The organism is Pseudokineococcus basanitobsidens, assembly GCF_037482545.1.
Classification (GTDB): domain Bacteria; phylum Actinomycetota; class Actinomycetes; order Actinomycetales; family Quadrisphaeraceae; genus Pseudokineococcus; species Pseudokineococcus basanitobsidens.
Genome location: NZ_JBBIAA010000001.1, coordinates 378,485 through 390,939 on the forward strand (window position 1 = coordinate 378,485; position 12,455 = coordinate 390,939).

The following is a 12,455-nucleotide window of genomic DNA, read 5'->3' on the forward strand; positions in this document are numbered from 1 at the left end:
ACAGGAGCGCCACGCATGCTGCAGTTCCCCGAGGGCTTCCGCTGGGGCGCGGCCACCGCCGCCCACCAGGTCGAGGGCGGCAACGTCGCCAGCGACTGGTGGGCCCGCGAGCACGCGCCCGGCACGACCGTCCCCGAGCCGAGCGGCGACGCCTGCGACAGCTACCACCGCTACCCCGAGGACATGCGGCTGCTCGCGGAGGCGGGCCTCGACACCTACCGCTTCTCGGTGGAGTGGGCCCGCGTCGAGCCCGAGCCGGGTCTCGTCTCCCGCGCGGCGCTGGACCACTACCGGCGCATGGTGGAGACGGCCCGGTCGCTCGGCGTCACGCCGATGGTGACGCTGCACCACTTCACGCTGCCGCGGTGGCTCGCCGACCGCGGCGGGTGGCGGGCGCCCGAGGCCGTCGACGCCTTCGCGCGGTACACCGAGACGGTCCTGCCCGTCGTCGAGGACGTCGACCGCGTCTGCACGATCAACGAGCCCAACATGGTCGCGGTGATGGCGGGGGCCGACGGCGGGGAGAGCCTCGTGGCCGCGGGCCTGCCGGCGCCGGACCCCGTGGTCACGCAGGCGCTCGTCGCGGCCCACCGGCGCAGCCGCGAGGTCCTCTCCGCCGCCCCGCTCGTGCGCTCGGGCTGGACCGTCGCCACGCAGGACCACCAGCCCGAGCCCGGCTGCGAGCAGGTGGCGCACGAGTACGGCTACCCGCGCGACGCCCTCTTCCTCGAGGCGGCCGCCGACGACGACTGGGTCGGCGTGCAGGCCTACACGCGCACGAAGGTCGGGCCCGACGGCCCGCTCCCCGTCCCCGACGACGTCGAGACGACCCTGACGGGCTGGGAGTACTACCCGCCCGCCCTCGCCGACGGGGTCCGGCTGGCCGCCCGGTGGGCGCCCGGGGTCCCGGTGCTCGTCACGGAGAACGGCATCGCGACGGCCGACGACGGCCGTCGCGTCGACTACCTGCGCGACGCGCTGCGGGGGCTCCACGAGGTCATGGCCGAGGGCGTGGGCGTCCAGGGCTACCTGGCCTGGAGCCTGCTCGACAACTACGAGTGGGGTTCCTACGCACCGACGTTCGGGCTCGTGGCCGTCGACCGGACGACCTTCGCGCGCACGCCGAGGCCGAGCCTGCGCTGGCTGGGCGAGGTGGCCCGCGCCAACGCCCTGCCCGGCTGACCGCGCCCGCCGCCGCACCGACCGGCATCCCTGCCACGGAGGAGCTGACGTGACCACGACCGCCCCCGCGCCCGGCGCCGCCGGGAGCCCGCACGCCGACGGCCGTCCCCGGTCGCTCCCCGACGCCGGCCACGTGCTCCGGGCCGGCGGCACGAGCGTCGAGCTCACCGGTGCCGGGGACGTCCGGGCCGTGCGCACCGCCGACGGGCTGCTCGTGGGCGCCTACCTGCCCTCGCGGCACGACGCCGGCGTCAGCGGGGTGCTCCTGCGCCGTCACCACGGCCACGACGTCACGTGGACGCCCGTCACCGGGTCGGCCTCGGCGGCGGCCGTGTCCGTGGGTCCCACGTGGGTGCGCTGGTCCGGCGAGGCCCTGGGTGCCCGCTGCGCGGTGACGCTGTCGCTCGCGGACGACGGCGGCTCCTGGGTGTGGCGCACCGACCTGGCGGCCGGGCCGGGGTGGGACCCGCAGGACCGGTACGACGTCGTCGTCGCGCAGGACCTGGCGCTCGCGCCGGAGGCCGCCGTGCGCGCGAACGAGGCCTACACCTCGCACTACCTCGCCCACCGCGTCGTGCCGCACCCGCGCGCCGGCGTCGTCGTCGCGAGCCGGCAGACCATGGCGTGCGCGCCGGTGCTGCCGCTGGCGCTGACGGCCCTCGTCGAGGGGGCGCGGGGGCACCACGTCGACGGCTTCGCGGTCCACGGCACGGCCGCCCGGGTCGGGCGGTCGGCGGCGCTGGAGGCGCCGGCGTGGTCGAGCGGCGCCCGGCAGTACGAGATGGCGATGCCGACCCTGCTCGGCCCCCTGCTCGACCTCGCCTCGCCGCGCACGGTGCACGCCGTGACGGCGGTCGTCGCCGACCACCGCGGAGACCTGCGGGACGCGCCGGCGGTCGTCCCCGGCCTCCTCGACGACGCCGTGGCGCTCGCCGCGCGCACCCACGAGGCGGCCGCCGCGGCGACGGCCGAGCAGCCCGTGCGCTCCCTGCTCGCCACGGCGCCCCTGCTGGCGGCGCGGGACCTCGACGAGGCCGAGCTGCTCGCCGTCGGCGGCGTGGACCTGGCGTCCGCCCGCTCGCCCGAGCGCGGCGCCGACGGCGCGCTGCGCTCGTACTTCACCGACGGGGCCACGCACGTCGTCTCCCGGGCCGCCGAGCTGGAGGCCGAGCGCTCGCACGGCACGGTGCTGCGCGCCGGCGACGACGTCGCGCCCACCGACGCCGTCCTGTCCACGACGACCTGGGCCGCCGGCGTCCTCGCCTCCCACGTCGCGATGGGCAGCACGGCCGCCAACACGCTCGTCTCGGTGCACCGCTCGTCGCTGGGCCTGCTGCGCTCCGCCGGCGTGCGGGCGCTCGTCCGGGATCCGGGCGGCACCTGGCACCTGCTCGGCGTGCCCTCGGCGCTCGCCCTCGACCTCGGGGGCACGCGGTGGGTCTACGCGTCCGACCTCGGCCGCGTCGACGTCCGGACGACGGTCCGCTCCGACGCGCCGGGCCTCGAGGTCCACGTCGCGACCGAGCGGCCGCTCGAGGTCCTCGTCACCGTGGACCTCGACGGGGCCTGGGACTGCCGGCCCGTCGACGAGGAGGTGCTGACCGACGCGGAGGCGCGGGTCGACGAGGGGGCGCCGGTCGTGCGGGCCGTCGCGCTCACGCCGTCCGCGGGCTCGGACGTCGCCGACCACTACCCGGGGCTGACGTACGTCCTCGCGACGACGGGCGCCCTCGGCGACGACGCACCGCTGCTCGCCGACGCCACCGCCCGCGGCACCGGGGTGCTCACCGCGGCGCTCGCCGCCGGCGCGGGGGAGGGCGCCGGCACGAGCGGGCGGCTGCTCGTCACGGCCGACCTCGCCGACCGCGGCGCCGCCCTCGCCCTCGCCCGCGAGGGGCTCGGTGGCCTCGACGTCGCCGACCACCTCGGGCGCCACCGCGAGCACCTCGCGTCGCTGACGAAGCACCTGCGCGTGCGGGGCGACGGGCGGCTCGCCGAGCTCGACCTCCTCGTGCCCTGGTACGCGCAGAACGCGATGGTGCACCTGCTCGTCCCGCACGGGCTGGAGCAGTACACGGGGGCGGCGTGGGGGACGCGCGACGTCTGCCAGGGACCCCTCGAGCTCATGCTCGCCGTCGGTCGCCTCGACGTCGCCCGCCGGCTCGTGCTGACCGTCCTCGCCCACCAGGACGCCCGCGGCGAGCTGCCGCAGTGGTTCATGCCCGACGCCTACGCCGAGCGCTACGCCGACGACGCCCACGGCGACGTCCCGGTCTGGCCCCTCGTGGCCCTCGCGGAGTACCTCGAGGCGTCCGGCGACGCGGGCGTCCTCGACGAGGTCGTCCCCTTCTGGGACGGGCAGGCCCGCCGCGCCGGCACCGCGCCCGCCACCGTGGCCGACCACGTGCGGGCGACGCTCGAGCACGCCCGCACCCACCGGGCGCCCGGCACGCAGCTGCTGGCCTACGGCCACGGGGACTGGGACGACACACTCCAGCCCGCTCAGGCCTCGATGCGGGAGCGGATGACGTCGTCGTGGACGGTCGCGCTGTGGCACCAGGCCGCGCGTCAGGCCTCCCGGCTCCTCGCCGGCACGGCCCACGCGGACCTCGGGGCCGACCTCGGCCGGGAGGCCGACGTCGTCGCGGTCGAGCTCGCCGAGCACCTGCTGCTCGACGGCGAGCTGGCCGGCTACCTCGTCGTCCCGCCGGAGGACGCCGCCGGGCGCGAGCCGGCGCGGCCGGTCCTGCACCCGCGGGACGACGTCTCCCCGGGGCACCACCGGCTCATCCCGATGACGCAGGCCGTGCTCGCGCACCTGCTGACGCCGGAGCAGGCGGCGACGCACGAGGAGCTCGTGGAGCGGCACCTGCACTTCCCGGACGGCGTGCGGCTCATGGACGCCCCGGCGCCCTACGACGACGGCGTGACGCACGTCTTCCGCCGGGCGGAGCAGTCGGCGTTCTTCGGCCGCGAGGTCGGGCTCATGTACACGCACGCGCACCTGCGCTACGTCGAGGCGCTCGCCGTCCTCGGCCGCGAGCGCACGGCCGCGGAGCTGCTGCGGGTCAGCCCCGTCGAGCAGCGCCGGCGGCTGCCGGCGGCCGAGCCGCGGCAGCGCAACTGCTACTCCTCCTCCTCCGACGCCGCCTTCGACGACCGGTACGAGGCGGCCGAGCGCTTCGACGAGCTGCGGACCGGCGCGGTGCCCGTGCGCGGCGGGTGGCGCGTCTACTCCAGCGGCCCGGGCATCTACCTGCGCCAGCTCGTCCAGAAGGTCCTCGGGGTGGTCGAGCGGGAGGGGGCGCTCGTCCTCGATCCCGTGCTGGCGCGCGAGGACGACGGCCTCGTCGTCGACCTCGACGTCCTCGGCGAGCCCCGGGAGCTGCGCTACCGCGTCGTGGACCCGGCGGACGCGCCGGAGGGGCCGTTGCGGGTGCTCGCCGACGGGCGGGAGGTCGGCGGCGTCGAGCTGGAGAACCCCTACCGCAGAGGCGGTCTGCTCGTCGACGCCGTCGACCTCGCGGGTACCCGTGTCCTCGAGATCACCGTGCCGGCCGGGCGCGGGGGGATGCCCGACACTGCGGTGGCGGCGCGCCGCTGACCGGCCGGGCGCCCACGACGGCGCCCACGACGGCGCCCACGACGGCGCCCGTGGCGGCCAGGTGGGTGGTCCGCCGGTCCGCGCGCTCCGTCCGGGCGCCCGCCCGTGCCGTCGGCACCATGCTGCTCCTCGTGCGGAGGACGGGGCTCCTGGTCGTGGCAGCAGCGCTGCTCGTCGTGGCGGGTGCCGTCGTGACGGCCACCGCGCCACCGACGTCCTTCGGCTGGTTCGCGTACGCCCCGTTCTCCGGCGACAGGTACGTCCCGCCCTCGCTCGACGACGGGGCCCTCTCCCCGGCCCTGCCGCTCGTCCTCGGGGGGCAGCAGCTGGTGGGCGCGGTCCTCGTGGTCCTGGGCCTGGTCGTCGCCGGCGTCGCCCTCGGGACCCGGCTCGGCCGTCGCCGGCCGCGCTGACCGCCTCGCTCAGTCCGGCGCGTGCTGCCGGAGGTACCGGCCGAAGTGGGGGACGGTGAAGGCGATCCGGCCGCGCTCGGCGCTCCAGACGAGCCCCTTCTTGAGCAGCGCGTCACGGGCGGGGGAGAGGGACTGCGGCTTGCGGCCCAGCCGGCTCGCGACGTCCGACGTCGCGACGGCGCCGTCGCCGTTCTCCGCGCCGAGGTCGGCCATGGCGCGCATGTACTCGCGCTCGGCGGGGGTCGCCCGCTCGTAGCGCGAGCCGAAGAAGCCGACGGCGAGCTCGGCCTCCGCCTGCGGCGCCGCCACGGCGACGTCCTCGGCCGTGATGGGCGAGGCCGTCGCGACGTCCCAGACCGCCTTGCCGTAGGCCTGGACGAAGTACGGGTACCCGTCGGTGGCCACGTGCAGGGCCTCCAGGGCCTCGGGGGCGAAGTCGGCGTCCTCCTCCTGCGCCGGCGCCCGCAGGGCGCGGTCGGCCTGGTCGCGGTCGAGGGCGCCGATGCTGACGTACCGGAAGAGCCTCTCGCTGTAGGACTTCGACGCGGACAGCACGGCCGGCAGGTGCGGCAGGCCCGCGCCGACGACGAGCAGCGGGAGGCCCTGCTGGCTCAGCTCGTGGCAGGCGGCGCACAGCGCGGAGACGTCCTCGGGCATCAGGTCCTGCATCTCGTCGATGCAGACCGCGATGCCGCGGCCGGCGCTCTGGGCGAGCCCGGCGACGTCGGTGAGGAGCTCGACGAGGTCGATCTCGACGTCGCCGGAGTCCGCGCGGCCGACGGCGGCGGGGACGTCGATGCCGGGCTGCCAGCGGTCGCGCAGCCTCGGCGCCGACCGCCCGCGCGCGCCCGCGCCCACCGGCTGCGGCTCGGCCGCGCGCAGCGCGAAGGCCTTGACGACGCCGAGGACCTCGGCCGCCTCGTCGGGGTGGCGGCCGGACAGCTCGCGCACCGCCTGGTGCAGCGCGGCGGCCAGGGGGCGGCGCAGCGGCTGGTCCGGGCGGGCCTCGAGCTTGCCGGTGCCCCAGCCGCGCCGGACGGCCGCCGAGCGCAGCGCGCCGAGCAGCACCGTCTTGCCGACCCCGCGCAGCCCGGTGAGGACGACGGACCGCTCGGGGCGCCCGCGCGCGAGCCGCTCGAGGATGACGTCGAAGGCCTCGGTCTCCCGGTCGCGGCCCGCGAGCTCGGGCGGGCGCTGCCCGGCGCCGGGGGCGTAGGGGTTGCGCACGGGGTCCACGCCGCGACCGTAGGTGCGCGCCGGCGCCCGGGCGCGGACGTCTGGCGCCGTCTAGGCGTGTCGCCAGACGGCCGCAGAGTGCGGGACGGCCGGGTCAGGCCCGGGCCGTCGCCAGGTGCGAGAGGACGTGCACGGTCCCGGCGCCAGCCTCGGCCGGCTGCGGGACGGCCTGGAGGGCGACGAGGACAGGGCGCCGGGCTCGAAGACGAGGCAGTGGGTGCTGCCGCCGAACTGGAAGTAGCCGATCTCCTCGCCCTTCGCGACGTGCTGCCCCGGCTCGACGACCGTCACGCACGAGGAGACGTCGCTCATCCCGACGGCGACGAAGGCCACGTGCCCGAGCGCCGGGTTGTCGGCGCGGAGGGTGACGATCGCCCGGGTCGCGACGTGCGCGAGGTAGCCCTGCGAGCTCGGCGACTCGTCGGCGGCGTCCGAGCCGACCGAGGAGGCCTCGGAGTAGTACGTCCCGTCGACGACCCGGGCGCTGACGACCGTGCCCGCGACCGGGGCGTGCCAGCGGTGGTAGTCGGTCGCGGACAGGAAGGCCTGGTAGACCGTGCCGCCCACGAAGCGGTCGACGAGGTCGTCCCCGTCCAGCATCTCGTGCAGGGAGTACGGCTGGCCCTTCAGCCAGAAGGGCTCCCGCCGCTGCACGTCGGTGCGCAGCGCGAAGGGCGTCGACTCGCAGGCGGAGACGACCACGGCGTCGTCCTCCGGGGCCGCGACGGGCCGCTCGCCCTCCCGGAAGCGCCGGACGAAGAAGTCGTTCCACGAGGAGAAGCCCCAGTGCTCGTCGTCGGGGTCGTGCTGGAACTGGTCCATCCCGACGTCGGCGACCGCCTTCTCGCCCTTCCAGCCGGCCGGCCCGTCGTTCAGCACGTAGAGGGAGCCCGGGCTGTCGAGGAACTCGCACCACTCCCGCAGGACGCCCTTGAGCGCCGCGTTGACCCGCGGGTCCCGGAAGGCGGCGAAACCGGCCGGCGTCCCCATCGCCCAGTCGAGCAGCGCGCCCATGGGCAGGGTGACGTTCTCCTCGCCGTACTCCGGGGCGAGCTCGAGGACGCCGTTCATGAGCGCCAGGAGGTGGTCGACGTCCCGGATGTGCCGGCTGTGGTACTCGCGGGTCTCCGGGCGCTGCTCGAGCATCCGGTGGACGAGCATCCCGACGACCGGCTCGGAGCGGACCAGGTCCGCCAGAGCGGCGACGGACGGCCGCAGCGGCTTCTCGCCGGCCGCGTCGACCCGGCGGACGTGGCCCTCGAGCCACTCCTCGAGACGGGACTGGTCGGCGGGCAACCAGCCGGCGCGATGACGTACGTCGTGGGACATGGCAGGTCCTCTCGGGAGCGTGGGGGGTGACGGCGGGACGGCGGGACGGCCGGCCGAGTCGGTGGGGTCGAGGCGGGGGAGCCGTGACCGCGACCGCCGCGGGGCGTCAGAGGACGCGGGGCTCCTGGCCCTGCTCGCTCGTCATGGGTCGGCCCGCCTCGTACCAGGCGCCCATGCCTCCGGCCACGTCGACCGCGTCCACGCCGTTCTGCTGCAGCCACGCGGTGGCTCGGGCGGACCGGCCGCCGGAGCGGCAGACGACGTGGACGTCGCCCTCGGGCAGCTCGCCGACGCGCGCGGGCAGGTCGCCCAGCGGGATGTGGACGGCGCCGGGCGCGTGGCCGGCCGCCCACTCGTCGTCCTCGCGGACGTCCACGAGCACGGCGTCGTCGGGCACCTGGGCGGCGGGGACGCTGGGGAGATCGTCGGGCACGGTCGGCTCCTCGGGTAGGTCGCGGGTCTGGCGGGCGGGTCGGGAGGGGGGACGCCTCGAGCATGGTCCCCGACGGCGCGGACGCCCAGCCCGGGAACCAGGTGGGCGCCCGGGACCGTCCCAGGTGATCATGGGCGCGGCAGACCGCCGCGCACCAGGTCCCGACGAGGAGACGCCATGCAGCCCGAGCACCGGTCCACCGCCCGCCCCGGCCGCAGGTCGCGCGTCGCCGTGCTGCTGCCGTCGCTGGCGCTCGTCGCCGTCCTGGGCGCCTGCGGGCAGGAGGACGACCCCGGGGCGAGCCCCACCACGGTCGGCCCGACGACGGGTCCCACCGGGCCGACGGAGGCGCCCTCGCCGACCGCGGCCACCCAGGAGCCCGCCCAGCCCACGTCGACGTCGACGGCCGGCTCGGTCCCGGCGGACTTCTCCGCCGAGCTGTCGGTCGCCTACGACGACGGGACGGGGACGGCGCAGACCTACGACCTCACGTGCGACGGCCCGCAGGCGAGCGGCACGGCACCCGACCCCGCCGGGGCGTGCGAGGCCCTGGCGACGGCCGGCGAGGACGCCCTGCAGCCGCTGCCGGGGGACGTGCGGTGCACGCAGGTCTTCGGCGGCTCGCAGACGGCCACGGTCTCCGGGACGGTCGACGGCGAGCCCGTCTCGGCGGACCTCGCCCGCGCCGACGGGTGCGAGATCGACCGCTGGGACGCGCTCGTCCCGCTCGTCCCGGCCGCCGACAGCTGACCGCGCCCCCGGCCGCCGGGCAGGGTCCGCGGACGACGGCCACAGTGGCCGGGTGAGCAGGAGCACGAGCAGGACCCGCCGACGGGCGGCAGGGACGGGAGGGCCGGAGGGGCTGCCGGAGGTGGTCCTCGTCACGGGCGCCTCGAGCGGCATCGGGCGCGCGACGGCGCTCGCCCTGGCCCGGCCCGGGGCGGCGCTCGCGCTCGCGGCCCGGGGGCAGCAGGGCCTGGACGCCGTGGCGGCCGACTGCCGGGCCCGCGGCGCCCGGGTGAGCACCCACGCGCTCGACGTCGGCGAGGACGCCGCGGTCGAGGCGGCGGTGGCGGAGGTCGCGCGCCGGGAGGGCCGGCTGGACGCCGTGGTGCACTGCGCCGCCGTCGTCGCCTACGGCGACCTCACCGAGGTGCCGGCCGAGGTCTTCGACCGCGTCGTGCGGACCGACGTCCTCGGCACGGCGAACGTGGCCCGGCACGCGCTGCGCCGCTTCCGCGCCCAGGACGCCGGCACGCTGGTGCTCCTGGGGTCCGTGCTGGGGCAGATCACCGCGCCCTGGATGTCGGCCTACGGCACGAGCAAGTGGGCCGTCCGCGGCCTCGCCCGCACGCTCGTCGTCGAGAACCGGCCCTGGCGCGACGTGCACGTGCGCGTGGTCTCCCCCGGGGGCGTCGAGACCCCCGTCTACCGCCGCGCCGCCACCTACCTCGGCCGGCACGGCAAGCCGCCGCTGCCGGTGTACCGGCCCGGGACCGTGGCCGACCGCGTCCTCCGCGTGCTCGCGCGACCGGCTGCGGCGCAGCGTGACACGCGCGCCGGGTGGGCCAACCCCCTCATGGTCGCCGGCTTCACCCTCCTGCCCGGCGTCTACGACGCGCTCGTCGGACCCCTGCTCCGGCTGCTGGGGCTGGACCGCCGCCCGGTGCAGGACACCGAGGGGAACGTCATGGCGCCCTCGGAGCGGACCGACCCGGACGGTCGGCAGGAGCCGGCCCGTCGCCGCACGCGGGCGGCGCGCTGACGGGGCGACCGCCGGGGGCGACCGCCGGGGGCGACCCGGGCGGCACCTCACCGCAGCAGGCGCGACATCCGGCGGTCGGCGAGCTCCTTGCCGCCCGTCTGGCAGGTGGCGCAGTACTGCAGCGAGCGGTCGGCGAAGGACACCTCGCGCACGACGTCCCCGCACACCGGGCAGGCCTCGCCGGTGCGGCCGTGCACGCGCATCCCCTGCCGCTTGGCGTCCTTGAGCTCGGCGGCCGGGCGGCCGCGCGCGGCGGCGACGGCGGCCTCCAGGACGGCGTGCAGCGCGACGTGCAGCCGGTCGACCTGCTCCTCGTCGAGCCGTCCCGCGACGGCGAAGGGGGACAGCCGGGCGGCGTGCAGCACCTCGTCGCTGTAGGCGTTGCCCACCCCGGAGAGGACGTGCTGGTCGCGCAGCAGGCCCTTGACCTGCTGCCGGGAGCCGGCGAGCAGCCCGACGAGGGCGTCCCGGTCGAAGGACGGGTCCAGCGGGTCCGGTCCGAGCGAGGCCACCTGCGGGATCTCTGCGGGGGCGCGGACGACGTGGACGGCGAGACGCTTGCGGGTGCCGGCCTCGGTGAGGTCGAAGCCGCTGCCGTCGTCCAGGCGCACCCGCAGCGCGATCGGCCCCTTGCCGGGCCGGGCCGTGCGCTCGGGGACGGACTCGTACCAGCGGACCCAGCCGCCGCGGGACAGGTGCCACACCAGGTGGAGGCCGTCGGCCCCGAGGTCCAGCCACTTCCCGTGGCGGTCGACGGAGGTGACCTCCAGCCCGGCCAGCGCCGTCGGCGGGGGGTCGAAGGTCTTCAGCACGGTGATGGACGCGACCTCGAGCGCCGCGACGACCCGGCCGACCGCGCGCCCCCGGAGGAACTCCGCGAGGGCCTCGACCTCCGGCAGCTCGGGCACCCGTCCACTGTGGCACGCCCCGCCCGACCCGCACGTCCGTCGGACCCGGTGCCGGCTGTCCGCACCGCGGCCGTTCCGCCACACTGCGGTCCACCGGCACGGCCGAGGTCCTCGTCGCGCAGCCGGTGCGGCGTGGACGGCCGGGCACGGGCGGACGGGCGGCGGGCGGACGGGCACGCGGGCGACGGGCGAACGGGCGACGGCGGGGGCGACGACCTGCGGACGCACGGCCCGTCTGCCGATGCCCGGACGTGGCGCCGACCGGCGCGAGGAGAGGAGCGGACGTGGGCGTGCGCACGCGGCTGCCGCTGGCGCGGCAGTCGGTGGTCGACGCGAGCGGCCACCGGGTCGGCTACGAGCTGCTGTTCCGCGGTGCCGGGGGCGCGCTCCCGGGCGGCGAGGGCTGGGACACGGCGGCGCAGGACCGCGCCACGTCGAGCGTCATCTCGGCCGCCTTCGGCGACGTCGCGCCCGGCTCGCTCGCGGACGGCGGGCTGCTGTTCATCAACCTCACCCGGAGCTTCCTCGTCGGCGAGGTCCCCCTGCCCGTCCACCCGGACGGCGTGGTGCTGGAGGTGCTCGAGGACGTCCCGGTCGACGACGTGCTCGTCGCGGGCCTGCACCGGCTGCGCGCGGAGGGCTACCTCCTCGCGCTCGACGACTACGACGGCGACGAGGAGCGACTCGTCCTCGTCCCGCTCGTCGACGTCGTCAAGGTCGACCTCCAGGCCGCGCGCGCCGCCGGCACCTCGCCGGCGGCCGTGGCGGCCTCGTGCCGCGCCGTCGCCCCGGGCGTGCGGCTGCTCGCGGAACGGGTCGAGGACGCCGCCGACCTCGCCGAGTGCGCTCTCGCCGGCTTCACCTGGTTCCAGGGCTTCTGGTTCGACCGGCCCCGCGTGGTCAACGGCTCCTCGCTCTCGCCGTCCCAGGTGGTCTGCGCCCGGCTCCTCGCGCTGCTCCCCGACCCGGACACCTCGCCGGCGCAGGTCGAGCGCGTCGTCCGGGAGGACCCCGCGCTGGGCCTGCGGGTGCTGCGCTGGGTGGGGTCCGCGGCCAGCGGCACCCGGGGGTCCGTCCGCTCGATGAGCCAGGCGCTCGTCCTGCTCGGGCCTCGGACGCTCACCTCCTGGGTCGTCCTCGCGATGCTGGGCGACCGCGCCGACGGGCAGGTCGAGGACGTCGTGCGCGTGCTCACCCGGGCGCGCGCCTGCGAGCTGCTGGCGCCCGAGCCCGGCCTGGAGAGCGAGCTCTACACGGTCGGGCTGCTCTCCGCGGTGGCCGAGGTGACGGGCGCGGACGTCGGCCAGCTGGTGCGGGACACCGGGCTCGGCCCCGTCGCGGCCGAGGCCCTGCTCACCGGCGCCGGCGCCGTCGGCGCCGCGCTGACGTGCGTGCGCGCGCTCGAGGGCGCGGCGGCCTGGCCGGAGGGCCCGCTGGTCCCGGACCCGGCGCTCGTGGCCGCCGCGCACGTGCAGGCGCTCAGCTCGGCGAGCCGCTCGGCCCGCGCCCTCGTCGGCGCCGCGGGCTGACCCCGACGGCCCGGGGCGACCACCGGACCGGGGTGAAGGAACCGGCGCCGGCTGCC

The 12,455-nt window shown here is 77.4% G+C and carries 10 protein-coding genes; 6 read left to right on the plus strand and 4 right to left on the minus strand.

Annotation, left to right across the window (positions count from 1 at the left end):
• The first annotated feature begins 15 nt into the window (after positions 1 to 15).
• The 3 genes from WDZ17_RS01675 to WDZ17_RS01685 all read left to right on the plus strand — a co-directional run bounded on the left by WDZ17_RS01675 (position 16) and on the right by WDZ17_RS01685 (position 5,199).
• Entirely contained in the window at positions 16 to 1,182 is a 1,167-nt protein-coding gene (locus WDZ17_RS01675; protein ID WP_339573396.1) for a glycoside hydrolase family 1 protein, read from the plus strand.
• A gap of 49 nt (positions 1,183 to 1,231) precedes the next feature.
• Positions 1,232 to 4,786 (plus strand): GH36-type glycosyl hydrolase domain-containing protein, encoded by a 3,555-nt coding sequence (locus WDZ17_RS01680; RefSeq protein WP_339573397.1) that lies wholly within the window; start codon positions 1,232 to 1,234, stop codon positions 4,784 to 4,786.
• A 119-nt stretch (positions 4,787 to 4,905) separates the two neighbouring features.
• Entirely contained in the window at positions 4,906 to 5,199 is a 294-nt protein-coding gene (locus WDZ17_RS01685; protein ID WP_339573398.1) for a hypothetical protein, read from the plus strand.
• A gap of 9 nt (positions 5,200 to 5,208) precedes the next feature.
• Here the strand turns inward: WDZ17_RS01685 and WDZ17_RS01690 are convergent, their stop codons facing one another.
• The 3 genes from WDZ17_RS01690 to WDZ17_RS01700 form a co-directional block, all read right to left on the minus strand.
• On the minus strand, positions 5,209 to 6,435 hold the full coding sequence (locus tag WDZ17_RS01690; protein ID WP_339573399.1) for a DUF8462 domain-containing protein: 1,227 nt from the start codon (positions 6,433 to 6,435) through the stop codon (positions 5,209 to 5,211).
• A 51-nt stretch (positions 6,436 to 6,486) separates the two neighbouring features.
• The gene (locus WDZ17_RS01695) at positions 6,487 to 7,764 is read right to left on the minus strand and encodes a phosphatidylserine decarboxylase family protein (RefSeq protein ID WP_339573400.1); all 1,278 of its coding nucleotides are present in this window, start codon (positions 7,762 to 7,764) and stop codon (positions 6,487 to 6,489) included.
• A 106-nt stretch (positions 7,765 to 7,870) separates the two neighbouring features.
• Positions 7,871 to 8,197 carry a rhodanese-like domain-containing protein gene (locus WDZ17_RS01700; RefSeq protein ID WP_339573401.1) on the minus strand — a complete coding sequence of 109 codons (327 nt, stop codon included), beginning with the start codon at positions 8,195 to 8,197 and terminating at the stop codon, positions 7,871 to 7,873.
• 177 nt (positions 8,198 to 8,374) lie between these two features.
• On the opposite strand from WDZ17_RS01700, the gene WDZ17_RS01705 reads away from it, so the two are divergent.
• Positions 8,375 to 8,947, plus strand: a complete 573-nt coding sequence (locus tag WDZ17_RS01705) for an SSI family serine proteinase inhibitor (protein ID WP_339573402.1) — start codon at positions 8,375 to 8,377, stop codon at positions 8,945 to 8,947.
• Positions 8,948 to 8,999: 52 nt separating this feature from the next.
• Positions 9,000 to 9,962 carry an SDR family NAD(P)-dependent oxidoreductase gene (locus WDZ17_RS01710; protein ID WP_339573403.1) on the plus strand — a complete coding sequence of 321 codons (963 nt, stop codon included), beginning with the start codon at positions 9,000 to 9,002 and terminating at the stop codon, positions 9,960 to 9,962.
• Between the two features lie 47 nt (positions 9,963 to 10,009).
• Here the strand turns inward: WDZ17_RS01710 and WDZ17_RS01715 are convergent, their stop codons facing one another.
• A complete protein-coding gene (locus tag WDZ17_RS01715; RefSeq protein ID WP_339573404.1) occupies positions 10,010 to 10,870 on the minus strand; it encodes an Fpg/Nei family DNA glycosylase in 861 nt (286 codons plus the stop codon).
• Between the two features lie 284 nt (positions 10,871 to 11,154).
• On the opposite strand from WDZ17_RS01715, the gene WDZ17_RS01720 reads away from it, so the two are divergent.
• Positions 11,155 to 12,399, plus strand: a complete 1,245-nt coding sequence (locus tag WDZ17_RS01720) for an EAL and HDOD domain-containing protein (protein ID WP_339573405.1) — start codon at positions 11,155 to 11,157, stop codon at positions 12,397 to 12,399.
• Positions 12,400 to 12,455: the final 56 nt, after the last annotated feature.